25 protein-coding genes and 1 tRNA gene are annotated in these 23,947 nt (G+C 45.8%); 9 read left to right on the forward strand and 17 right to left on the reverse strand.

Annotation, left to right across the window (positions count from 1 at the left end):
- Positions 1 to 64 precede the first annotated feature (64 nt).
- Entirely contained in the window at positions 65 to 1,237 is a 1,173-nt protein-coding gene (locus tag QUB06_RS17640; protein ID WP_333436367.1) for an IscS subfamily cysteine desulfurase, read from the forward strand.
- Positions 1,238 to 1,370: 133 nt separating this feature from the next.
- Here the strand turns inward: QUB06_RS17640 and QUB06_RS17645 are convergent, their stop codons facing one another.
- Both QUB06_RS17645 and QUB06_RS17650 read right to left on the reverse strand, forming a co-directional pair.
- Positions 1,371 to 2,375: a glycosyltransferase family 2 protein gene (locus tag QUB06_RS17645; protein ID WP_190657555.1), complete on the reverse strand. Its 1,005-nt coding sequence runs from the start codon at positions 2,373 to 2,375 to the stop codon at positions 1,371 to 1,373.
- 52 nt (positions 2,376 to 2,427) lie between these two features.
- Positions 2,428 to 3,135, reverse strand: a complete 708-nt coding sequence (locus QUB06_RS17650) for a C40 family peptidase (RefSeq protein ID WP_333436368.1) — start codon at positions 3,133 to 3,135, stop codon at positions 2,428 to 2,430.
- A 108-nt stretch (positions 3,136 to 3,243) separates the two neighbouring features.
- Between QUB06_RS17650 and QUB06_RS17655 the strand changes: the two genes are divergently transcribed.
- Positions 3,244 to 4,182 carry a serine hydrolase gene (locus QUB06_RS17655; protein WP_333436369.1) on the forward strand — a complete coding sequence of 313 codons (939 nt, stop codon included), beginning with the start codon at positions 3,244 to 3,246 and terminating at the stop codon, positions 4,180 to 4,182.
- A gap of 85 nt (positions 4,183 to 4,267) precedes the next feature.
- Here the strand turns inward: QUB06_RS17655 and QUB06_RS17660 are convergent, their stop codons facing one another.
- The 7 genes from QUB06_RS17660 to alr form a co-directional block, all read right to left on the reverse strand.
- A complete protein-coding gene (locus QUB06_RS17660) occupies positions 4,268 to 4,819 on the reverse strand; it encodes a helix-turn-helix transcriptional regulator (protein WP_333436370.1) in 552 nt (183 codons plus the stop codon).
- Complete coding sequence (locus QUB06_RS17665) at positions 4,816 to 5,262, reverse strand: DUF6932 family protein (protein WP_333436371.1); 447 nt, start codon at positions 5,260 to 5,262, stop codon at positions 4,816 to 4,818. The genes QUB06_RS17660 and QUB06_RS17665 overlap by 4 nt, the downstream gene beginning before the upstream one ends.
- An 11-nt stretch (positions 5,263 to 5,273) precedes the next feature.
- A complete protein-coding gene (locus QUB06_RS17670) occupies positions 5,274 to 5,447 on the reverse strand; it encodes a hypothetical protein (RefSeq protein ID WP_333436372.1) in 174 nt (57 codons plus the stop codon).
- 33 nt (positions 5,448 to 5,480) lie between these two features.
- Positions 5,481 to 5,569: transfer RNA gene (locus tag QUB06_RS17675), tRNA-Ser, on the reverse strand.
- Between the two features lie 153 nt (positions 5,570 to 5,722).
- Positions 5,723 to 6,850, reverse strand: a complete 1,128-nt coding sequence (locus tag QUB06_RS17680) for a patatin-like phospholipase family protein (protein ID WP_333436373.1) — start codon at positions 6,848 to 6,850, stop codon at positions 5,723 to 5,725.
- A gap of 47 nt (positions 6,851 to 6,897) precedes the next feature.
- A complete protein-coding gene (locus tag QUB06_RS17685; RefSeq protein WP_333436374.1) occupies positions 6,898 to 7,746 on the reverse strand; it encodes a mechanosensitive ion channel family protein in 849 nt (282 codons plus the stop codon).
- A gap of 211 nt (positions 7,747 to 7,957) precedes the next feature.
- Complete coding sequence (gene alr / locus QUB06_RS17690; RefSeq protein WP_333436375.1) at positions 7,958 to 9,160, reverse strand: alanine racemase; 1,203 nt, start codon at positions 9,158 to 9,160, stop codon at positions 7,958 to 7,960.
- A gap of 234 nt (positions 9,161 to 9,394) precedes the next feature.
- On the opposite strand from alr, the gene QUB06_RS17695 reads away from it, so the two are divergent.
- Positions 9,395 to 10,975, forward strand: a complete 1,581-nt coding sequence (locus QUB06_RS17695) for a peptidoglycan-binding protein (RefSeq protein WP_333436376.1) — start codon at positions 9,395 to 9,397, stop codon at positions 10,973 to 10,975.
- A 96-nt stretch (positions 10,976 to 11,071) separates the two neighbouring features.
- On the opposite strand, the gene QUB06_RS17700 is transcribed toward QUB06_RS17695, so the two are convergent.
- The 5 genes from QUB06_RS17700 to QUB06_RS17720 form a co-directional block, all read right to left on the reverse strand.
- Positions 11,072 to 12,091 (reverse strand): S-layer homology domain-containing protein, encoded by a 1,020-nt coding sequence (locus tag QUB06_RS17700; protein ID WP_333436377.1) that lies wholly within the window; start codon positions 12,089 to 12,091, stop codon positions 11,072 to 11,074.
- Between the two features lie 77 nt (positions 12,092 to 12,168).
- Entirely contained in the window at positions 12,169 to 12,249 is an 81-nt protein-coding gene (locus QUB06_RS17705) for a DUF3370 family protein (protein ID WP_333284001.1), read from the reverse strand.
- 24 nt (positions 12,250 to 12,273) lie between these two features.
- Entirely contained in the window at positions 12,274 to 13,155 is an 882-nt protein-coding gene (locus tag QUB06_RS17710; protein WP_333283999.1) for a hypothetical protein, read from the reverse strand.
- Positions 13,156 to 13,295: 140 nt separating this feature from the next.
- Positions 13,296 to 13,901: a DUF1517 domain-containing protein gene (locus tag QUB06_RS17715; protein ID WP_333145013.1), complete on the reverse strand. Its 606-nt coding sequence runs from the start codon at positions 13,899 to 13,901 to the stop codon at positions 13,296 to 13,298.
- Between the two features lie 585 nt (positions 13,902 to 14,486).
- Positions 14,487 to 15,032 (reverse strand): hypothetical protein, encoded by a 546-nt coding sequence (locus tag QUB06_RS17720; protein WP_333436378.1) that lies wholly within the window; start codon positions 15,030 to 15,032, stop codon positions 14,487 to 14,489.
- 787 nt (positions 15,033 to 15,819) lie between these two features.
- Here QUB06_RS17720 and rfbB point away from each other — a divergent pair.
- A complete protein-coding gene (gene rfbB / locus QUB06_RS17725; protein ID WP_333436379.1) occupies positions 15,820 to 16,926 on the forward strand; it encodes a dTDP-glucose 4,6-dehydratase in 1,107 nt (368 codons plus the stop codon).
- A gap of 248 nt (positions 16,927 to 17,174) precedes the next feature.
- On the opposite strand, the gene QUB06_RS17730 is transcribed toward rfbB, so the two are convergent.
- The gene (locus QUB06_RS17730; protein WP_333283917.1) at positions 17,175 to 17,315 is read right to left on the reverse strand and encodes a hypothetical protein; all 141 of its coding nucleotides are present in this window, start codon (positions 17,313 to 17,315) and stop codon (positions 17,175 to 17,177) included.
- Positions 17,316 to 17,454: 139 nt separating this feature from the next.
- Here QUB06_RS17730 and crtA point away from each other — a divergent pair, with 139 nt between their 5' ends.
- The 3 genes from crtA (at position 17,455) to hpsJ-A (ending at position 19,830) form a co-directional block, all read left to right on the forward strand.
- Positions 17,455 to 18,306, forward strand: a complete 852-nt coding sequence (gene crtA, locus QUB06_RS17735; protein WP_333436380.1) for a cyanoexosortase A — start codon at positions 17,455 to 17,457, stop codon at positions 18,304 to 18,306.
- Positions 18,306 to 18,974 carry a cyanoexosortase A system-associated protein gene (locus QUB06_RS17740; RefSeq protein ID WP_333436381.1) on the forward strand — a complete coding sequence of 223 codons (669 nt, stop codon included), beginning with the start codon at positions 18,306 to 18,308 and terminating at the stop codon, positions 18,972 to 18,974. Before crtA ends, QUB06_RS17740 begins: the two co-directional genes overlap by 1 nt.
- 178 nt (positions 18,975 to 19,152) lie before the next feature.
- Positions 19,153 to 19,830, forward strand: coding sequence for an HpsJ-like protein, cyanoexosortase A-associated (gene hpsJ-A, locus QUB06_RS17745; protein ID WP_333283912.1), 678 nt, complete (start codon positions 19,153 to 19,155; stop codon positions 19,828 to 19,830).
- 370 nt (positions 19,831 to 20,200) lie between these two features.
- On the opposite strand, the gene QUB06_RS17750 is transcribed toward hpsJ-A, so the two are convergent.
- Positions 20,201 to 20,842, reverse strand: a complete 642-nt coding sequence (locus tag QUB06_RS17750; protein WP_333436382.1) for a cofactor assembly of complex C subunit B — start codon at positions 20,840 to 20,842, stop codon at positions 20,201 to 20,203.
- Positions 20,843 to 20,992: 150 nt separating this feature from the next.
- The gene (gene rpaB, locus QUB06_RS17755; RefSeq protein WP_071587789.1) at positions 20,993 to 21,724 is read right to left on the reverse strand and encodes a response regulator transcription factor RpaB; all 732 of its coding nucleotides are present in this window, start codon (positions 21,722 to 21,724) and stop codon (positions 20,993 to 20,995) included.
- Between the two features lie 164 nt (positions 21,725 to 21,888).
- On the opposite strand from rpaB, the gene radA reads away from it, so the two are divergent.
- Together radA and QUB06_RS17765 are read left to right on the forward strand one after the other, a co-directional pair.
- Positions 21,889 to 23,424 (forward strand): DNA repair protein RadA, encoded by a 1,536-nt coding sequence (gene radA / locus QUB06_RS17760; RefSeq protein WP_333436383.1) that lies wholly within the window; start codon positions 21,889 to 21,891, stop codon positions 23,422 to 23,424.
- A gap of 52 nt (positions 23,425 to 23,476) precedes the next feature.
- The gene (locus QUB06_RS17765; RefSeq protein ID WP_333436384.1) at positions 23,477 to 23,710 is read left to right on the forward strand and encodes a hypothetical protein; all 234 of its coding nucleotides are present in this window, start codon (positions 23,477 to 23,479) and stop codon (positions 23,708 to 23,710) included.
- Positions 23,711 to 23,947 lie beyond the last annotated feature (237 nt).

Genomic DNA, 23,947 nt, shown 5'->3' on the forward strand with positions numbered 1-23,947 from the left:
TTTGTAGTACGAGAAGGGGCTCGTCTACAATAAACCTAACACTTTTTTCAACCAAAACTGCACTATGTCCGCACGTCCTATATACCTCGACAACCACGCCACAACCCCCGTAGATCCACGGGTACTTGATGCAATGCTGCCGTATTTCACCGAACAATTCGGCAACGCAGCCAGTATCAATCACGTCTACGGCTGGGAAGCAGAAGCAGCGGTAAAACAGTCACGACAAATAATAGCAGAAGCGATCAACGCCTCCCCAGAAGAAATTGTTTTTACCAGCGGCGCCAGCGAAGCAAATAACTTAGCGATTAAAGGCATCGCTGAAGCTTATTTCAGTAAAGGAAAGCACATTATCACAGTAAAAACCGAACACAATGCAATTCTTGACCCCTGTACCTATTTGCAAAAATTGGGGTTTGACATTACTGTTTTACCAGTTAAAAGCGACGGGCTGATTGATATAGGCGATTTGATCAAAGCGATTCGCGCCGAGACAATTTTAGTTTCAGTGATGACGGCTAACAACGAAATTGGCGTCATCCAGCCGATCGCAGAAATTGCAGCAATTTGTCGCGGAAATGACATTCTTTTTCACACAGATGCGGCACAGGCGATCGGCAAAATTCCCCTCGACGTAGAGGAGATGAATATCGATCTAATGTCCTTGACAGCCCACAAAATTTACGGGCCAAAAGGGATCGGTGCTCTCTACGTGCGCCGCAACAAACCGAGAGTGCAGCTAGCGCCGCAAATGCACGGAGGAGGCCACGAACGGGGAATGCGATCGGGCACTCTCTACCCACCGCAAATAGTTGGGTTTGCCAAAGCAGTAGAATTGGCAATTGCAGAAATGCCGTCGGAAACAGAACGAGTTGTTAATTTGCGGCAGCGTTTGTGGGAAAATTTGAGTGCATTGGGCGATGTTTTTCTCAACGGTCACGCTACTAAGAGATTGCCGGGGAATCTCAATATTAGTGTAGGTGGCGTTGACGGTCAAGCGTTGATGTTGGGTTTGCAACCGGCGGCGGCAGTTTCTTCGGGTTCTGCTTGCACTTCCGCAAAAATATCGCCATCTCATGTTTTAGCAGCGATCGGGCGATCGGACAAATTAGCTTACGCTTCAATTCGGTTTGGTATTGGCCGGTTCAATACCGAAGCAGAAATAGATGCAGTCGCCGAACACGCGATCGCAACTATTCAATCTCTCCGACAAGCTCAAAAAGTCAATCAATTTTAGATTTGAAATTTGAGATTTTAGATAAGAGAATGGAAGATTAGGAAGTAGTTTTGAGTTGTGAGTTTTAAATTATTTAACTTATAACTCAAAACTTTTCCTCTTTTTATCACCTAGTCTAATTGGAATCAACCCCTTATTTAGAACCAAACACCTCGCGCACCCGATAAATCGGTTTTCCCTGCGACTCGTGATAAGTCCGCATCATCACTTCCGCCAGCAAACCAAAACAAAATAACTGCACGCCAGTTAACAGCAAAACCACAGCCAAAATCAGCAAAGGACGATTGCCAATAATTTGACCAAAACCCAATTTTAAGACGGTCAAATAAATTCCTAAAATCGTTCCCAACGTCATAGAACTCAGTCCCAAAAGTCCAAAAACGTGCATCGGTCGAGTCAGGAACTTTTTCATAAAAGAAATAGTTAACAAATCCATCAACACGCGAAAAGTCCGCCAAATTCCGTACTTACTTTGACCGAAACGGCGGGCGTGGTGTCGCACAGGCAGTTCTGCAATTCTCGCCCCTTCAATAAACGCCAAAGCAGGCAAAAAGCGGTGCAATTCCCCGTACAGATTCAAGTCTGCTACCAACTCGGATTTATAAGCTTTCAAAGAACAGCCGTAGTCGTGCAGAGTTACGCCTGTAACACGACCAATTAACCAGTTCGCAATTTTAGAAGGAATCAACCGACTAATAGTATTGTCCTGCCTATTTTTCCGCCAGCCGCTAACTAAATCGTAGCCTTCATCTAACTTTGCCAACAATAGCGGAATATCAGCCGGGTCATTTTGCAAATCGCCGTCAAGGGTAACAATAGCACGGCCGCGAGCGCGATCGAAACCCGCCGACATGGCAGCAGTTTGCCCGTAATTGCGGCGCAAAATTACAGCACAAAGGTCATCGCGAGTGCTGGCTAACTGCTGGAGAAGTTCAGCAGAACCGTCCTTAGAACCGTCATCTACACAAATAATTTGATAGCTGAGTCCAGATGGTTGGATAGAAGAGGCGATCGCCTCAATCAAATGAGGCAAACTTTCCACCTCATTATACACCGGCACCACCACTGAAACGTCGAGAACAACCTCAGCGCCAGCCTGCTGTGCAGCCAATTTTTCCAAAAATAATGCAGCGTCCATTTTTTTATTCGATAATATTAACAGTCAACCGTCAACAGTCAACCGTCAACAACTAACTAGGTTGATAACTTGCCACAACTTTACCATATCCCCGCAATTGCTGGTAATAAGCTTGACTGACTAGATCGCCATCCTCCGACAAAACATCGATACCGATACCGTTGCGACCTTGTGCTTGTCCCGAACTGTGAATGTAGCGATTATCTCCGAGATACAATCCTACATGAGTTGCTTTTTCTGGCGTACCAAAAAATACTAAATCCCCCGGTTCTAAAGCACTGATACTAACAGGTTTAGTAAAAGCTTCCTGCTGATAAGCATCCCTCGGCAACCAGATGCCCGCAGCAACAAAAGCAGCTTGCATCAAGCCCGAACAATCATAATTTGGCCCGACTGTACCGCCCCAAAGATAATAATTGGATTGGTTCATAGCCTCACGAGCGAAAGTAATTACTCTTGGTAATTTTTCCTTGATTTCTGCCTCAGAAAGCACCAGAGGATGATACACTGTTTCTGTCGGGTCGAGCAACTCAACATCTCGAATATCCAGCCATCCCGGATAATCATCTTCGCACAGCCGCACCATCACAGCCGTTGTATCCAAGTTTACATCGCTCTGTCTTAGGGGGAGTTCAACGACGCGCAAATGTCGCCCCAGCGCTGCTTGAGTTGCCAATCGATCGCACTTTGGGGAATCGTAAATATTTATGTGCGATCGGGTTCGGTACTCCACAACATCAGATAATTGATAATTGGCCATTGCTAATTGCTCATTGTTTGCTGTTAATTGTTCGCATTTATTGTTCGCATTTAACGATTGATTGCCATTAGCTGCTAGCCGTTAACCGTTAACCGTCAGCCATCAACCATGACATTTTTTCACAAAGACGAACAATTAGAAACCCTCGGCAGTAGCATTATAGACGCAGCCAAAGCAGAATTTACAGGATTAAGTGGCGATCGTACAGCCATTACCTGGATAGTCTACGATCCCCCGGTGCGAGTCAATACAGGCGGCGCCCTGAGTGCAGAAGAATTTTGGAAATATCAACCGCGAGGTTTTAGCGCTAGAGCTTCCGAACGAATTTATCCAGCCAGCATCGTCAAATTATTCTACCTCGTTGCCATCTGGGAATGGGCGCAAAAAGGCATGATTCAAACATCGCCAGAATTAGAACGCGCCGTCCGAGATATGATAGTTGATTCCAGCAACGACGCCACCAGTTTAGTAGTAGACGCGCTCACCGGCACCACCAGCGGCCCAGAATTATCACCAGGCCCCTTTGAAACGTGGAAACAGCAGCGAAACCTCGTCAACCGTTACTTTCAATCATTGGATTGGCCGGAATTACAAAATATTAACGCCAATCAAAAAACCTGGTGTGACGGCCCCTACGGTCGCGAGCGAGCATTTGTGGGAGAATTAATGGAAAATAGAAATATGCTGACCACAAATGCAGCGGCGCGTTTGCTGCACAGTATAATCGGCGGCGTAGCTGTTTCGGCCCAAGCATCGCAAGAAATGATGGGTTTAATGAAACGCAGTTTAGACCCAGCAGAATTAGAGGCAGATCCCGAAAATCAAGTTACAGGTTTTTTAGGCGGGGGATTGCCAGAATCAGCAAAATTGTGGTCAAAAGCGGGACTGACAAGTCAAGTTCGTCACGATGCTGCTTATATTGAAATAGCGGGTTTGCGGCCGTATTTGTTGGTTGTATTTACCGAGGGGAAAGAGAATAGCAAGAATGAAGAGATTTTGCCATTTATATCGCGGCAATTTGTCGAAGCGATGAAAGCACTTAATTAGACTTAGGTTGGTAAATTGAAAACTATACACGCAGATTCCCGACTTCTGAAAAAAGTTGGGATTCTAACAGCGTCAACTGTCAACCCTAACTTTTTAATTGAACTTGCTCCATCATTCGTTGATCTTGTTGGCTGTGAAAACGATGAGTTGAGGAAAGTAATTCTTCTTTGGTAACTGGCGTTCTTCTTAGGGTATCTAAAGGAACTAGAAACTCACATTTTTGAATTTGGATTTCCAGTGCATCAATTACAAATCTTACATCCAAAAAACTGGCATCTTCGTAATCATTATCTTCATAACGTTTAATTTGTTCTTCTTTGAGTCCAGCTAAATCTGCCAATTCTTTTTGGCTTAGCTTAGCTGCCATGCGGGCTTTAATCAAGATTTGGGGTAAATAATCAATATCATCAAGTGTTAATACTATTGGGGTGTCGCTATCATGAGATGTAAGCCTGTCATATTCAGCAATTTCTGCTTGTAAAGCCATCAGGTGAGATTGTTTGACATCCCCAGAAAGTTGCCACCCTTCGGGGTCTTTTTTCTTCAGTTCCTCATCTTGCTCTAACGCCCTAAGAGAATATTCAAATTTTCGGGCGCATTCTTGACTATATTCATACTCTTTTTCATTTTTAATCATGGGTTCCACCTTAATAAATCTATAGCAATAATGCCTTTAGGATTTAACTTTCTGTCACGCTGAAAGAATTCTATAGAATTTAAGCCGTAATCTCCTACAGGTTGATCTGAACGAAAAATTTCACCTTTATATTTGGATTTCTGTGCGCTACGATCCAAATGATTTAGTAATCTAGGGGCATTTTTTCGGAGATAATCGTAATCGACATCCTCGCTATCCCAACAAGCATCAAAATCTCCTGGGTCTGGCTTAATGGTAACAAAGCTGCCGTTGATATAAATTGTCCGGCAACCACCTGCTTTGAGTTGCTCCATTGCCATTCGCAGTCCGCGCATTAAACGCAACCTCAGCTCGTTGCTTCCAAATCGTTCTACAAATTCTTCCCATTCGCAAAAATGAACTCCTGGGGGTAAGTTGCCGTTTTCATCGAATTCTGGAATCACTTACTCACACCTTAACACAGATGAATATCGGGCTCTTGAGCGTACCATATTGCGATCGTTGTTGGGAAAATTGCGATCGCAGCGATAGCTTCATTGACGATCGCGGCAGACTGAGGTGGCGCTACCGATCCCGAAAAGTAAGCAAAAGATGAGCGGAAAACGCAACTTTTAAGGGTATGACGCATCCCAACCCTTGATTCATCAAGCATTGAATAGAACGGAGAGGGAGGGATTTGAACCCTCGAAGGATGTTAACACCCTTAACAGATTAGCAATCTGCCGCTTTCGACCACTCAGCCACCTCTCCAAGATGACAGTAACTAACTATAGCACACACATCTTATTTTTGCCAACCCCTTATTGAAAAATTCCTCAATCCCTTGCTGTGTATACTTTCCGCCGCAGGCCAAAGGCAGATTTTACCCAATATCCGCCTCTGGCCAAACTCCAGACTCGAAACCTACTCCCCAAAGCCTCTAGCTTTCAAGTGCTTCTCCCAACTAAAATTGGAACTCAAAAAGAACCTCTTAGTATACAAATACCCCAAGCGGTACAGGTGAGCCTTGCGATCGCCATCGAGATTAAAGTCCGTCGTCGTCACCCCAGCATCAGTCACATCAATATTAATCACCCTGCCCTTATCCATTTCTCGCTGGTGATAGCGGTCTCTTGCTTTCATCATCGTTCTGAACATCGCCGCCAGCATCGACAGCGGAGTATCAATCTTAACTTTAGTCTCAATTCCGGTATCAACTAATCGAAACCCAAAGGTAAACCAGCGGGGCGGCGCAGGAGTCGCACCAACGGATTGTTTGTCATAAATCCACAGGGGGAAATTGCTCAAAATTCCGCCATCGACAATCAAGTCATCGCCGAGTTTTCCTGGTTCAAAAAAGAGCGGAATACTCATCGACAACCGAACGGCTTCAGCCACGCTAAAATGTTCAGCACTTGGGAGTCGCAACTGCTCATACAAAGTATCGGAATCCGTCGATTCGCGCCGATGTAAGTCGTCGGGTAGCACCAACATTTCACCGCGAGTGAGGTTGGATATTACTACTTTTAATTCCCGGTCTTTTACGATGTGTTTGACATCGGCAAAAGTGTGCAAGTTACCTCGACCGAGCATTGTTTCCAGCCACTGCCGGAACGGCTGCGCCGAATATTCTCCCATCTGACGGCTAACTGTTAGGAAAAGCAGAGTCCAAGCAGGAGATTGCAAGTCGTCGGCGGGGTCGCCGTTTAAAATTAGAGGACTGTTTTTTTGAGTTAAAAATAGGCTGTAATCGAGCTGTCCTAAAATTTCCTCTAAATCATCAATTGACAAGTCGGTTGCCAATACTGCGGCAGTAATTGCACCGGCAGAAGTGCCGGCCAATTTTCGCCAGTTGATGCCCAAATCGCTACAGCACCTGAGTGCTCCTAAAAACGCAACTCCGCGCACGCCACCGCCTTCAAAAACCCCATCGGCATAGATTTGACCGTTTTCGTCGGGAGGCGGAAATTTGCTGAGAATTGTTTGTTTCTCCGTTGGGGTGATCCTGACACCGGGTTCTTGCAAAATTTGCTGCGGATACCACTTGCTCATGGGAAATACCTCGGATAAATTTGGGGTTTTAGATTGGAGATTTATATCTATTGTTCTTGATTTTTGTCGGCATCCATTGCCTCTTTGACGTATTGTTGAACTTGCGATCGCACTTGTTCGTAGGCCACCGACGCGCACCAAGGTCGGAGAGATAAAATAGTTGTCTCTGGAGTAATCTCGGCCACCAAACAAGTCGGGGGCGGATTCTCTAACACCAGCGGGTGAGAGTGGGCAATTTCTAATAACTCAGCTACAGTTGGACGAATTGGCCGATCGCCAATATCAATCTTCAAGTCTACTCGCCTCGTTCCCATTGCCGTTGTATTTTTCAGTGTACCGTTAAACAACTGATTGTTCGGGACAATAATTTTTATGCGATCGTCTGTCACCACGGTTGTTGAAAAAATCCCGATGCTGTCCACCACTCCCTTAACATCGCCAGCTTCAATCCCATCCCCGACTTCAAAGGGCCGCAAACTAATCAACATTACCCCAGCAGCAAAGTGCGACAAAGTATTTTGCCACGCCAAACCAATGGCCAAACCCGCCGCACCCACCACCGCAACCACACTGGTAGTTTGAATTCCCAACTGACTCAAAGCGGCGACTACTCCCACTACCAAAATCGTAATTTCAGCAGCTTGAACTAAGAATTTCCGCAGCGTGGCTTCGGTGCGACTCAGTGCTCGGCGAGTCACGCGGCCCGCAAAGCCGATCGCAAATCGCGTAATTAACAAAATGCCGATCGCCCACAGCAGTTGAGGTACAATTTTAAACCCCAATTCTACGAATTTTTTCGAGAATTCTTGGGCTACTTCCAAGGCTTGTGTTCTTTCTGCATTTAGCTGAGAATAGAAGGTTTGAGCTATGGGTAAAAACGTCTGAATAACTGTCATATCAATTGGGAATTGGGAAGTAGAAATTGAGAATTGCAGTCTCAGTCTTCTGCATAAGTCGGAGAGTCCGACAGGGGTTAAAAACCCCTGTCTCATAGCTAAAGTCCTCTCAAAGAGGAATAAAATCGATAATTTACTCGCTCAAACTCTTGAGTCGGTTTAAACCGACTTTTGCTATGAGGCAGGGGTTTAAACCCCTGCCGGACGACTGCTAATAGTGTACTGCTACGCGGGGCAATCGGTGTTTAAAACCGCAGAGAATTTCCCACGAAATAGTTCCTAAAGTCGCGGCCCAATCGTCAGCAGTAATTTGATATTCCCCATCTTTGCCCAACAGCGTCACCACTTCACCGACTTCTAAATCGGGAATATCAGTTACATCCAGCATTAACTGATCCATCGTTACCGCGCCCACTTGTCGCACGAATTTACCCCTGACTAAAACCTGCATTTTATTAGAAAGATTGCGCGGAATACCATCTGCATAGCCGATACCAATTACGGCAATCTGTGTCTGCCGCTGAGCTATAAATTGATAGCCGTAACTGACGCCGGTTCCTGCTTGAATTGTTTTCACCTGCGTTACCCTAGCTTTTACCTGCATTGCGGGCTTCAAATTGGATTTCGACTGCAAGTGAGGTGCGGGATAAAGACCGTAGGTAGCTAAACCGACTCGCACTAAATCGTAGTGCAAATCCGGATCGGCGAGGGCTGCTGCAGAGTTTGCCAAGTGGAGGCGAGGGGGGTTAATTCCTGCTATTTTAATTTGCTCGATCGCCTGTTGAAACCGCTGGTGCTGCTCTATCATAACTGCGGGGTCAGGACTATCTGCTGTCGCCAAATGAGAGTAAATGCTGGCTAATTTTAAATTGGGCAACCGCTTGACTAATTGCACAAATTCTGTAGCTTCTTGCCAGGGCGTACCCAAGCGAGACATTCCCGTATCCAACTTAGCGTGAACCGGCAAAGATTGGTTAAGATCGGCGAGAACTTCTGAAAAAATTAGGGCTTGTTTGGCAGTACAAATAGTCGGCTGCAAGTGCCAATGGGCGATCGCCTTTACCTGTTGGGCTGTATGGGTTGCCCCCAACAGCAAAATCGGCGCTTCTATCCCAGCTTCTCGCAATTCTATTCCTTCGGGAATTGTCGCCACTCCCAGCCAACTAGCACCTGCTTGCAATGCTGTTTGACTGACTGCAACAGCACCATGCCCGTAAGCATCCGCTTTCACAACTGCCATCAGTTCTGTGTGGGGAGATAAGAGCTTTTTAAGCTGTTTTACATTGTGAGTTAAAGCTGCTAAATCGATTTCTACCCAAGCCCGCTGGCAAAGTCCCCCGTTATCGTCCCACAGCAACGTCTGGCGGGATTCTTTTGTCGTTGATGCTGCGGTTGTTTGTTCCCCACTCCACATTGTCGATCGCTCCTACTTGCTTACACCATTAAAAACTGCTTGGAGATTTTACCCTAAGTTTGATTATAATATTTTTCCTTTAATCAATGTTATACAACTTAAAAAAAAGAATGGAACTGTAGGCAAGCTGCAAACCCATATTGCATCAGTCATTCCCCATCTAAAATCTAAAATCTAAAATCTAAAATGGTATTAACTGGTGTATCATAGCACCAAAAATACCCGGTAAAAACTATGGACGGACTGGCCTACCTACATTTAGCTGAAACTTGGGAAACGGCTGCGGGTCAAACTCGATCGACCCACTCAAAAAAACACCTGAATTTAGCCTATACTCCTTTACTTTTCTTTACGATCGCTCTCACAATTTTCAATTTAGTCAATCCCGCACTCGCCATCAAAAAAGGTGATTCAGGCTCGGAAGTAGCCGAACTCCAGAAAACTCTACAAAACGCAGGCTATTTTCGCGGTAAGGCTACAGGATTTTACGGTTCTCTCACCCAGGCTGCTGTGAAAAAGTTTCAAGCAGAGAACAACCTGAAAGTTGACGGAATTGTTGGCCCTAAAACCTTGTCCGCACTGAAAGGTAAGCCGGAAGAGGCGAGTATTGAAGCTGCGGAAAAAATCGCGCCAAATGTCGATCGACCTTCGCCATCTCCTACCACCACAGAAAACACAAACGAAGTCGAAGATAAAACTAAAACTCAGCCCCAAGAACCTCTATTTCAAGAACCATCTTTGCCACCTTTTAAAACAGAAAATTCCGAGGATCAAGAAAGTGGCTCACAACCCCAAAGGCTAGTAAATCCTCCCGACAACACTCAAGGGAAAATGACATTGAAAAAAACCATTTACGGCAACATATCGCCAAAATCAATAGTTTATTCGGGAGCGGGTTTGTTTTTTGCTCAAAACATGATGTACCGCCACACAATCACAGTTTACGACAGGAACTTTAATTTAGTCAAGACTATTCCCGATACAGTAAACTTGTCGAAGTTCGGCTTTTCTAAATTCAAAGGCAATTATAAAGGTTCTCCCGTAGAAGCTGCTTTTTCAACCGATGGCAAATATGCCTACGTCTCCAACTACAAAATGTACGGTTCGGGGTTTAGCAATCCGGGAACCGACAGGTGCTCTCCAGCAGCAAAACACGACCAAAGTTTTCTGTACCGCATCAATACCAAAACTTTGAAAATAGAAAAGGTAATTCCTGTAGGTGCAGTGCCGAAATTCAATGCTGTTTCGCCTGACAATCGCTTCGCGCTCGCGAGCAATTGGTGCAGTTGGGATTTGAGCGTAGTTGATATCAATAAAAATATCGAAATCGAGCGAGTGAAACTGGGTGCATATCCTCGGGGAATTGTTGTCACTCCCGACTCAAAAAATGCCTATGTTGCCATCATGGGTTCTTCCAATATTGCGAAAGTGAATCTCATAGACTTTTCGGTAGAATGGCTGAGAAATATTGGCAATGCGCCGCGTCATTTGACGATCGATCCCAACGGAAAGTATCTTTATGCCACTTTAAATGGTGAAGGAAATGTGGCAAAAATTGACCTAAAAACTGGTAAAGTGGTGGACAAAGTTTCGACAGGAAAAGCACCTCGCAGCATGACAATTTCCGATCAGGGAAAACTGCTTTATGTGGTCAACTATTTCTCGAATAGTGTTAGCAAAGTTAGGACGAGCGATATGAAAGTGCTGCAAACAGTGAAGGTTAATTCAAGTCCGATCGGGATTACTTACGATCCGGAAACTAATCAGGTTTGGGTAGCTTGCTATTCGGGCAGTATTATGGTGTTTCAAGATTAATTTAGCTGCTTCGTAGTGAGGGCTTCAGTCCTGACTACAAACAAGAGCGATTAAATGTTATTGTGGGGCGTTGCTCTGAGCAACGCCCCTAATATATTACTTGGACAACTTTACAGGCTTCACCACATACTCAGAAGACTTAGCAGGTACTTGGCCTTTTTTCGCCATAGCTTGGTAAATCATGGCTGCTACTTCAGCGCGAGTTGCTGTTCTATTAGGCTGCAAAAGTGCGCGCTTCGGGTGATTGACAACAATGCCAGCTTCTGTGGCTGCTGCTACCTTATCAACTGCCCATTTCGGCACTTTTTTCCTGTCTGTATAAATCTGCAAAGTTTTGCTTGTTTTCGCTGACCGTTTCAAGTTTAAACCGCTCGCTAAAGCTGTGATGACTTCCACGCGGGGAATATTTTTGTCGGGACGGAACTCATTGTTTGGGTATCCTTTAAGATATCCAGTTGTGACGGTGTGGTCGATCGCAGGAGCGACAGGACTCTTGTCTTTTACGTCTTTAAAATCAATTGGTTTTCGGATCGGTTCTTTGTCGTCGGACATTCGCTGAATCAACCGCGCTAGTTCGGCTCGCGTCATCGGTTCGTCGGGACGAAATTTGTTGTCGGTGGAATCAGCAAAAATTTTCCGATCGACTAAAGCTACAATGAACGGACGCGCCCAATATTTGTCTGGAACATCGGAGAATCTAACGGGCCCAATTTTGGGTTTATCAGCTTTCGGTTTGGTAATTGCTGGATCGGGAGTCGATCGCGCAATTGGCTTGGGAGGAACAACGATTACACCCACCGGAGGAGTTTGCGGTAAAATCCGCCCTAAAGGTGCAACAGGTGCGACATCCGGTTTTGACGGAACGGGGGTTGTAGCGGGCGATCGCAAATCCGAACTTGGCGATTCTGGCGTTAATATTCCCGGGCTCGCGGGCGTAACAGCAGGCTGAGAGAAAACGGCTGGAAATTGCCAATTTCTGGCATTCAATCGATCGGGATTTTTACCTGTTACCCAAAATAAAATTGCTCCCATCGTGCCGAAGGCAACCAAGATAGCAATCAATTCATCCAATCCTAGAGGGTTTCTTTCCCCTGACGGGGGTTGTGAAGAAGACATATTGTCACCTACATATCAATGTAGAAATTAAATCACATATTTTTTGGGTCTGGTGGAAACAGAGAAGGCTAAATCAATTATTCCAAAGTTCTCACTGTCAATACTTGCGGCGGCGTGGAATCGGGAGGATAAATAAAATCAACTTTTACCGATGTCAGTTGCTGATTTTTTCCATCTTCAACTCAGCGCCTTCTACTCCCGAAAGAGCGATTCCGACTCGGTTGACGAGAATTTCTGCCGCTACCAAAACTCGGCTGCCGCTGGTATCGATTTTGACGCGGCTGCCGCGATCGCCTCAAAGTGCTGCCACCGTAACCCGAACCGGTCGATCGATTGCCATTTGGACGTACTGAGGGTCTTACTGGCTGGTTGTATGTGGGCGATCGCAAGCGGCCTGTCGTCCTTAAAACTTGACGGTTTCTCACAACCGGAGGCGGAGTTCGATAGCGAGTTTGATACTGCTGAACAGCTTGGTTGTAAGTATTACCATACCCGCCATATCCTGTCATAATTCCCGGCTGATAGACTGGCGGCATATAATATTGCGGTCTAAATAACAAACTGCCGATCGCCTGACCGGCTATAGCCCCAGCAAACGGTGCCCAGAAGCCAGATTGCTGCCGCACTACTACGGTTTGTGGCTGACCTGTTTGAGGATTAGGAACTGTTTCGGTAACGTTGTGAACGTACTCAATTTTAAAATCTTCTGTCAAATGCAAAACCGCTTGATTGTTATCCACATTTAGATAACTTTTCTTGCCTGCCGATATTTCTTCATTTGTTAAGCGAGCCATTTGCAAATCCCTAGTGCGGTAAACTGGGGGACTGCCGGGGGGAGTATTCAGCAACATCAAACTGTATTCGCCATCAGCATCGTCGTAGGTAGCTTGCTGTACAGGATATTGACCTTGACTCAAGTTATTATTTGGTGCAGGACGCACTGTGTTAATATTCGGATTTCCCGCAGGATTTGTAGAAGTTTGTGTGCGAGGTGAACCGCAGCCGGTTGCCGTCCACAAAAAAGTTAAAGCCATTAAATAAATTGTCAGTTTTCGCAGCATCATAAATAGTAATTGGGAATTGGGAATTGGGCATCGGGCATCGGACCTCGGGCATCGCGCATTGGTAGCAAATAACCCTTCGACTCCGCTCTGGGCACCGCAAATAACTAATAACTAATAACTAATAACTAATTACTCCTTCCTTAAAGGGGAATAAGTTCTGGGAAATTGACCAACACTTGGTCGTTGGTAAGTTCGTCTCCCAACTGTGCGGGAGAAAAGTGAACTTGCACAGCTCGGAGCCTTTCTTGGTAATGTAAATTAATCAGTGCTTTTAAACCGACTTTCAGCGCGCTGATGTCCGCAAGGTCAGTTTCTAGGGCCGGAACTTCGCCTTCATAAGCAACTGTCAGCATCACCACCACATTTCTAGTTACCGGCAAAGACAAGGGGGAATTTTTATCGTAAACAGATGTACTGTATTGAGGCTCGCTGAGATAGCGATCGGCTGAATCAATGAAAAGTTCATCCACATAATCGCCCGCTTCGCCTTCATTCCAAAAAACATCGCCTTCATTGGCGGCTGATTGCCAGTAGTTGTCGTACTGCAACAGGTGATTGCAAATTTCTACCAGACCTTCTCCTAAAACTACTATGTCGCCATCGGCATCAATTGCTTGTCTGGCGGTGCGGTTGAGAACTCCTAACAGCGGTGCAACATCTTCGCCTGTTAGGTGAACGAACACCCGGCAAACTGCCAATCTAGTTTTACCCGTAAATTGATTGAATCGATCGCGCCAAGCATTCATAATAACCTATAGTTGTAATCTGTAGGGCTATATTTTCCACCATAGCAGGGGATTTGAACTCTTGCCGTCTACCCTCAGATTGATCTGAAGAGTATTTTTAGCGATCGCCTCGGCCGCCTACTGTCTCGCTTTGACTCATCTAATTTTATAGCAGTTTTCAGTCCGATCAAATACAGTTCAAATACAGTAGGAAAACCGCACAGCCTTGTCCTGACTGGGAGCAGCGACTTTTAATAATTGGTATGAGATTGATGATGGTAGCAAGAGTTTTTTTAATTGATATTAATTCAGCGCTCGTTTGCTTAGCCGGAATATGATCTTGTGTGCGCTCGATTCATCTGTCTATTGTTTGCAGTGCTTCGCGATCGCAGTGATATCAATTCCGGTAACACTCATACAGGATGGTCCGTGGGGAGTGGTCCGTGGGGAGTGGGGGAATGTGGAATTGCGCGACCTTGACTTTATCATTCCCCTGCAACCGGAAACGATATGACAAGAAATTGTAGGGTAAAGAATTTTCACTCAAAAAACCTCCAATCTTGCAAGATTGGAGGTGCGCTAAGCGAATACTTTGGTTTGAGATAACTATTTGAGGCTCGCGCTTTGGACTTGTTCGATCGCAATTTCAGAACTCAACTCAGCAACTGGCGAAACCGGCAAATCCAGCTCGCCGCCTGGAGCTTCTGGGTGTTCGCGAACGACTGCAACCGCATCTGCTGACTCAGCTACAGCACCCGCCGCCGCCAAATCGAGCAAGGCAGGAACTTCCAAGTATTCAGAAACACCTGCATCTGCGATCGGAGCGATCGGCTCTTCAAAAACTTCAAAATTATCGGTCATCGCAGCGCAAGCAGCAGAAGCGCGCTTGCCGGCACGGTAGCTCATGTAGGCCGCACCGCCACCCAAAACTCCAGCCAAACCGAGGAAACCGAGAGCTGCTGTTTTGTAGGATTTCCACGGATTAATGCGCTCCGATCCGCCGGAACCTAGGAGGGTTGTCGCAGAACCAGATTTAGCCGCGCTAGATTTGCTGTAGGAACAGGGGAAAGCAGATGCGGCGTCACCTATGGCGATGCTGCTTGCGATCGCGACGACGGAAGCAATGCCAGCTAACACTTGAAACTTCTTCATAAAAAAAATTCGGTAAGTGGGAAACGAGCAAGTGGGAAACAGATCGGCGGTTTTAACCGCCTTGAATCTTTCCATTACACGGGGAGTGCTTAAGTCGGTGTAATGAATGTGATGTACTTTCACGCTTGACAATTACCATGTCAAATGTGGCAATCCCGCGAGCGCAGAATGTTTGCTCCTTGCGGAGCCTCCCTTTCGGGGTAATGTTAGCTTCGACAATGTTAACGGCCGGTAACTATATCTAGGACACTGACTTAACCCAATAAATCTGTTTAATCCTAAATTTCTAGAGCAAGGAACTAGCTTCGCATCCCTTGGTAGGTCTTTAAACTCTTACCGTTAACGTAGTGCAAGGCACTTAGTCTGGTCAACTGTGGTTTAAGTCTTAGGCTAGAAGCCTAGTGTGTGTCTTTAGACCTGGGTCGTTGACGGTGCTTGGGAGATTGTAAAGGACCATTAAAAAATTAATGGTAACAGCTCTTTACAAATCTATCAACTCTGCGCGCCGCCCATATCGCGGATCGATCGCAAAAGTCAGCTATAGCCTCACGCAATTCAAATTTAAAATTGCCCGCTTAAAAAACTGGAATGGTTGCTATGTAATCGTTTGGGCTAACAGATCGGTAGAAGTTCAAGTTTTGTGAACCCATACTTGGATCGCGCCCACATTAGAAAATCTGAGGTGAGACAGTAGAAATTTTAATTACAGAGCGGCAAACACTTGGTGACAAACTACTTTTAAGGCTACTTTTGTAAAGGCTTAGTTATTGGAATAACTCTTATTTTTATGACAGACAACGCGAATCAAGGCATTGAGCGCTCCGCGCGCCGATTGTTGGTGACGGGCGGGGCTGGATTTATCGGCTCGAATTTTGTGCATCACTGGTGCAGCAGCTATCCGGGCGATCGAGTAGTGGTACTCGATGCTTTAACCTACGCCGGAAACAGACAAACCCTGGCAACTTTGGAAGGAGGCGAAAATTTTCGGTTTGTGGAGGGGGATATTTGCGATCGTACCTTAGTCGATACCTTGCTCAAAGAAGAAAACATCACCACAGTCGCGCACTTTGCCGCAGAATCCCACGTTGACAGGTCAATTATCGGGCCTGCAGCCTTTGTTCAAACAAACGTTGTCGGAACCTTCACACTGTTAGAAGCCTTCCGCAAGCATTTTGAAGCAATTGATGAGGCATCTCTCAAAGCACAAATGCGCTTCCTCCACGTTTCTACCGACGAAGTTTACGGCAGTCTCGGCCCCGATGACCCAGCCTTCACAGAAACAACTGCCTACTCCCCCAACAGTCCCTACTCAGCCTCCAAAGCTGGCAGCGACCACCTCGCCCGCGCCTATTTCCACACCTACGGCGTCCCGACAATTATCACCAACTGTTCCAACAATTACGGCCCCTATCACTTCCCAGAAAAGCTGATTCCATTAATGTGCATCAATATGCTATTGGGCAAACCGCTGCCAGTATACGGCGACGGTCAAAACGTGCGAGATTGGCTCTACGTTCTCGACCACTGCCGCGCTTTAGATGCCGTTATTCACCGTGGTCAGCCTGGGGAAACCTACAATGTTGGTGGCAACAACGAGGTCAAAAATCTCGATTTAGTAAAAATGCTGTGTCAGCTAATGGACGAATTAGCTTCTGATTTGCCCGCCCGTCCTTGCGAACAATTGATTACATTTGTCAAAGACAGAGCAGGGCACGATCGGCGTTATGCTATTGATGCCACCAAAATTCAAACAGAGTTAGGTTGGACTCCCTCAGTAACAGTTGAAGAAGGTTTGCGACAGACTGTAGAATGGTACTTAGCCCATCGGGAGTGGTGGGAACCCCTGCTTTCGGAGGAATATCAAACTTACTACCGGAAAGTCTACTCTAACTAATCTACTCCTGGACGCACGGGCTACCACAAACCCGAACCAGTAAAAAACTGGTTTTCCAGCTCAAGAGTGCGTCCAGAAAGGTTTCTGTCTTGCCTTCAATCTTGACATTTAAACTCCAGGCGCAAAAACCCGGTTAGAGAAAGGAAAATTTTTAGTTGCGTGCGATCGATCCGAGTTAAAAAACCTGTTTTCTTTGGTCTTTGCTCCTAACTTCAGATTTAATTAGGTGCAGGTGACTAGGGAGCATCTCATATTTGTAAAAACACTTCTTCTGGCTCCTTCCTTCTTCCTTCTGACTCTTTTCTCCTAGCTCCTGACTCCTGACTCCTAACTCCAATTTCTAGCGGAGGGCTGCTTTCATTGAGATGCTCCCGGTGACTATCACACACATTCGCCCTTGTCAATCTTTGTGAAGATTTAGTTAAAAATCACCCCAAACGCATAAATTTAAGTGTTTGTAGCTGATAATTTTAATAGAGTTACAAGATGAAGCATTTTAGAAGCTTTTAGGAAAAACAAAAAGCAGCAATGACTGAAATAAACTGGCTCAAGCACGTCCAAGAACCTAAATACTGGCTGTTAGGCATCGGCTCCGGTTTGATTGCCCTACACCTAACTCTAACTTCCAGAACAAACGACACAGACCTGTTCGGTACAATGTTACTGTTTTGGGGAGTCGTAGCATTTCTCATTTGGGAAAGGCACGAATCCTTAACTTTTGAAAGCGGAATTTTCGCCAGTTTCTTTGGGACATCGTTAATTGCTTTAATATTGCTCAAAAGTTCCTCGATATCGGGATACGACTTTTTTATCAGAGCAACGCCTTTTTTGTCGGGAATCAGTCTCGCCTTGCTTGCTTCCGGCACAAAAGGACTGAAACAATATTGGCAGGAACTTCTAATTCTTGGCTATACAGCTATTCCTCCCGGATTGATCGGAGTATTCGTTGATGTCCCCAAATTAACAGCTAAATTTTCAGCTTTCATCCTGCACTATGTAGGATTTGACGTGGTGCGGAAAGGGGTTTTTCTCATCCTGGAAAAGGGCAGTGTGGAAGTAAATCACGGCTGTTCCGGGGTGAATGCGATGCTACAAGTGTTAGGACTAGCTCTGGTTTTCTTACTGATGTTTCCTACCACTACGGGTCAGAAAATTGTCTTGCCATTCGTGGCAATAATTACTGCATTTGTAGTTAATGCCGCGCGAGTGGGTCTCCTAGCCGTGCTGGTATCGCTATCTCAACCCGAAGCATTTAAATACTGGCACGAAGGAAATGGTTCGGTAATATTTTCGATGATTGCTGTATTTATTTTCGGGTTATTCTGCTGGTTTGCAATTTTGAAAGACCAACCCCAAAATAAGGAAGGACAGAATTGCTAATGGCTATTACCTCTTGGAAACCACTTAGGCTTTCCCTGTTGGCTGTTACTTTGGGAGGGGTTTTGTTGGTTGCCGGAAAATTGGTTTTCTATCCATCGGACGGCAAGCATGTGGCCACCCCGTTTGAGTTTCCCGAGTCGGTGCCTTTAGCCGATTGGAAACTAAACAAGAGCGCGCCGATCGAACTTAGCGACAATTCAGAATTCAAAGCTGCCAGGAAATATGAATATCAAAAAAATAGCATGGCTCTAGAAATAGAGATGCGCTATGCGGTAGACACGATTGGGGCAGTGGAAGGTATGATGAGGGGACATACAGTTCTCAAGTCGTCTCCTGGTAAACTAGCATTAGTAAACACTCAAGGCGCGGGGTTTCACGGAATTTTGCAACAGAAAAATCGACTGTATTTAAGTTCGTGTATCAATCCTCGTGGCAGTCCTACAGTAACTTCCCAACAGTTTAGATATAATCGAAATACTCGCGATTGGCACCCAAACCGTATTCTGTTTTGGTTGTTGGGTAGGGGAAATATTCAAGACCGGCGCTGTTTGTGGACTCAGATGTCTGTGCCTTTGGATAAAACAACTCCAGAAGATGCCCAAAAAATTCTAGAGAATGCTTGGGTTTCTTGGTATGAGTGGTGGCAGCCGCGATTCCCCGATCCTTGACTCGATTCAGTCGATTTTAGCTTTTAGCTTTTAGCTTTTAGATTTACTCCACAGGTGAATCGGGAAGCTGGAACAAGAGTCTAAAATTTTAGACTCTCCACGACTGTTGTCGGGGGCTTGTATCCGTTCTTGAGCGGGGTCAAGAGACATTTTTCTTAACAACAACTCTGATTATTTTATGAATGACTTACAAGGCGAACAAGGTTTTTCTATCTACAGACTGCGTTGGATTGGCTACGGTCTATTAATTCTGTCTGTATTAGATACGATCGCAACTCTTATACCAGCAAATTTTGGCAATCGCCTCTGGGAATTGCAAACGATTGGGGCTGTAGTGGAACGGGTTCCCGTTCCTTTACTGGCAATGGCGCTGATATTTTTTGGCGAAGGGTACGATCGCAAAGGTTTGGAAGAAGTTTTTTTGAAGGTTTTGTCTTGGGTTTGTCTGCTGCTAGGTCTGGTTTTTCTGTTGATGCTGCCTTTGGGAATTTTTGGCACTATCTACGTCAACAACCAAAACAACCAGCAAATTACTACTCAAGCAAACCAACAATTAGCTCAGTTGCAGCAGGTGGAAGAACGGCTGAATAAGGGTAGTCCTGAAGATTTAAGGAATTTGGCGGGGGAACTTACTCGTTTGGGGGTACAAGCGGATACGCAAAACCCACAGCAATTGAAAGAGCAAATTCTTTCGAGAATTACTCCGGCTAAGGAACGGTTACAGACGCAAAGTGCTGCGGTTCAGCAAAGTCAGCGCTTGGGGTTATTTAAAAATGCTGTTAAGTGGCTGCTGGGCGCGCTGATTTCTAGTGTTTTGTTTTTTACACTGTGGCGCGGTACTGACTGGGCTCGCTAATAGTTTTGAGTTTTGAATTGCGATTTTTGAGCTACTAAGGTGCGCTAGGCGCACCCGGAAAGTCTTGTTGAGGACTAAGGTGCGCCCTGTACACGCCGCCCGCGTCTTGGTGGTTAAGAAGACCCTCAAACCCTGAAATTTCGTTGGGGGCAGCGCTGGCTCTTCTTCTTTTGAAAAGATATCGGTAATAAATCTTGTTTATTGCCGATAGCAAACACCGAGAATGAGGCAAATCCGTCGTTAGCGCAGCCCTCGAAGACGATCGCACCAAGACGCGGGCTCGATTGTGCAATCCACAATTTAAAATCTAAAATCCACAATCTAAAATCCACAATCCACAATCCACAATCTAAAATCTAAAATCTAAAATCTAAAATCGATTGATGGTATTTTCTAGTTTGTCGGCAATCCCTTCAACCCAGTTTTCATCTTGTTTTGTATAGCTGCGGGGCGCGTTAGCACCTAAGATTAAAACGCCTTGGGTGCCGATGGGTTGACAGATGACTCCTTGAGTATTTTCTGGCAAATAGTCAAATTCAATTTTGCCGGGATAAATATTGAGATTTACTAAATAAACTGGTTTATTTTTGTCGAGCACTCGCTGCAATATCGGCCCTGGTTTGACTTCGGGATTGATGCCTAAAATACCGCGCCGCAATAGAACTTTTCCCTGATACACAATTACGATCGACCTTGTGGCGGTATTTGTCAACAGCAAACGCGACGCCCAGGCTAATTCTATTTTCACGGCATCCGGCAAATCCGGCGCAAATTCAAAACCTTCTTCGCCGATAAGTTTGACGGAATCGGGCGATCGCGCTTGCACCTGCTGCCACAGCAAACCTGTTAAAATCAGCAGAGCGCTGATAATTACTCCCAAAGCGTCCGATCGAGCTTGAGAATCTGTAATTTGCTCTGTCAGCAAGCGGTTTACCATTAGCAGCGTACCTGCTAACCCTCCTGCAACTAAGGGCAATTGCCGCAAAACTCTATTTGGATCGGATTTAGTCATTAGTCAGTAATCATTAGTCATTAGTCATTAGTCATTAGTCATTAGTCATTAGTCATTAGTCATTAGTCATTAGTCATTAGTCATTGGTAATTGGTAGTTGGTACTTCACCTACTGCCAACTGCCAACTGACTACTGACTACTGACCAAATTTATCCTACTTCTCCAATTTCGACAATTCGCTGGAAGAGATAGCCGGTGCCGCGGGCGGTGAGAATTAATTCGGGATTGCTGGGGTCGTCTTCCAACTTGGCCCTAAGCCGCGAGATGTGAACGTCCACTACGCGGGTGTCTACGTGGCGTTCTGGCGTGTATCCCCAGACTTCCTGCAAAATTTCCGATCGCGAAAAAGGCTCTCCAGAACGGCTGACAAGCAGTTCTAACAGGCTAAATTCCATGCCCGTGAGCCTAATTCGTTCGTCGCCTTTGTAAACTTGGCGCTTGTTGGTGTCAATCCTAATATTGGTGACGTGGATGACTCCCGAACTGGGAATGCCCGATGCTCCGTTTTTGTCAACCCGGCGCAGTACCGAACGGATGCGGGCTTCGAGTTCTTTGGGAGAGAAAGGTTTGACGACGTAATCGTCGGCCCCCAATTCTAAACCGGTGATGCGATCGGCTACGTCTCCCAAAGCAGTTAGCATGATGATAGGCACGTCTGACTCTTTACGCAACTCCTGACAGACGCCATAACCGTCTAGCTTCGGCATCATCACGTCCAAAACCACTAAATCGGGTTCGGTGTTGCGAAATGTTTCGAGAGCTTCTTCGCCGTCAGCAGCGGTGACGACATCGTAGCCAATCATGGAAAGGCGAGTCTCCAGAATGCGGCGGATACTGGCTTCGTCATCGACTACCAGAATTTTTTCTTTATGGTTTTCCAAGTTACCGAGCACTCCTTAAGTTACATTTCAGATAATGTTAATTTTTTGTGCCCTATCATAGAAGACACAAATTGAATCATGGGCGGCGATCGGTCTGAAAGCTTGATAATTGCTTTAACTCAGACTTTTCTAAATGTTAGGGTGACTATTTATCATAGTAAACAATGCCTAAGCCTCGAATACAATATATTTGTCGGGAATGCGGGTATGATTCACCACAATATTTTGGCAGGTGTCCTAGCTGTCAGAAGTGGGATTCTTTTGACGAGCAGTTAGAGCAACCTACTGCTGGTGTGCCGCGGGCTGGTTTAACTGGGGTGACAACTAAGGCAGTGGGCGGTTCGCCCCCTGATAAGTCGAAGGGTCAACCGAGGGTATCTTTTAGATTATCGCAGATTGCTGACCAAACTCAGTCTCGCTGGCCTTCTGGTTACGGGGAGCTCGATCGAGTTTTGGGAGGCGGGATTGTTCCGGGCTCGCTGGTGTTGATTGGCGGGGAACCGGGAATCGGGAAATCGACGCTGCTGTTGCAGGTGGCGAATATGTTGGCCCGCAAGGATCGGATACTGTATGTGAGTGCGGAGGAGTCCGGCCAGCAGGTGAAGTTGCGATCGCAGCGTTTGGGCGTTGCTAATCCGGTTGATTTGTCAAGCAACGGCGGGCATAAATCTGCCAGTAACGGGGAAGCTAAAAAGGATTCCGAGGACAATTCAGCGGAGAATTTCTATTTGCTTCCAGAGACGGATTTAGAAGTTGTTTTGCGGGAGTTGGAAGCGCTGAAACCGAATGTGGCGGTGATTGACAGTATCCAAACTATTTATTTTGCTAGTTTAACATCGGCTCCGGGTTCGGTGGCTCAGGTGCGGGAATGTACATCTGCTTTGATGCAGGTTGCGAAAAGGGAAAATATTACTTTATTTATTGTCGGTCACGTTACGAAAGATGGAGCTTTGGCCGGGCCGAGGGTTTTGGAACATTTGGTAGATACTGTACTGTATTTTGAGGGCGATCGCTTTGCTTCTCATCGACTTTTGCGATCGATGAAAAACCGTTTTGGCGCTACTCACGAAATCGGTGTTTTTGAAATGGTAGCCCACGGTTTGCGAGAAGTAGATAACCCGTCGGAGTTATTTTTAGGAAATAGAGATGAATTTTCTCCCGGTACTTCGACGACTGTTACTTGCGAAGGAACTCGACCGATTTTAGTGGAAATTCAGGCGTTAGTCAGCCCTGCGAGTTTCGGTTCGCCGCGCCGCACTACTACTGGTGTGGACAATGCTAGATTGCAGCAAATTTTAGCTGTTTTGGAGAAAAGGGTGGGGATTCCTTTATCTAAATTAGATGTGATTTTGGCGACGGTGGGCGGGTTGAAGGTGGACGAACCGGCGGCGGATTTGGCAGTTGCGATCGCCGTTGTGGCCAGTTTTCGCGATCGGGTGGTTGATGCGCGCACTGTTTTGCTTGGGGAAGTGGGTTTAGGAGGACAGGTGCGGCCGGTTTCGCAATTAGAGTTGCGGCTGAGGGAGGCGGCGAAATTGGGTTTTAAAAGGGCCATTATTCCTAAGAATCAACCGGTGCCAGAGTTGGGGATGGAGATTATTCCGGTGGCGAAAGTAATCGATGCAATTATTGCGGCGATTCCGGCTACTCCGGCTCAGTTGCAGTCAGTTGATTTGGAGGAAGAGGATTTGTTGAATTGACATTATGTTAAGGTAGCAATAACTGGGCAAACAGCAATCTAAAACTCACATTATGAAAGCCTACGAATTTCCCGCAAAAGTTACATCGGAAGGAAAAATAAAATTGACCGATGACATTTTAAAATACTTGGCAGTCAACCAAGATGTAAGAGTTATCATTCTGGTGAATGAACAAACAAACTCAGAACCAGATGAAGTAGAGGAGAAAACAGATTGGCATCGTCTTGCGGCCACACAATTCTTTGCCGATTACAGCGAAGAAGATGCAATTTACGATGAGGTTTGAGCTATGACTAATTATCAGTTTGGAGAATTAGTTCTAGTCGGATTCATCTTTGCGGGTGCAGCCGAAACTAAACGCCGTCCTTCCTGGTTTGGTACTGTTGGACACAGGAGATGAAGACATGATTGTTGCCAAGATAACAAGTCAAATTACTCGTACAAACGTATCTGCTCAATAAATAGGGGGAAGGTATGACCAGGCGAACTAATGAATGAGCCCAATTGCCAACAATTCTGATAA

The sequence above is a fragment of the Microcoleus sp. D2_18a_D3 genome (genome assembly GCF_036702455.1).
Taxonomy (GTDB): Bacteria; Cyanobacteriota; Cyanobacteriia; order Cyanobacteriales; family Microcoleaceae; genus Microcoleus.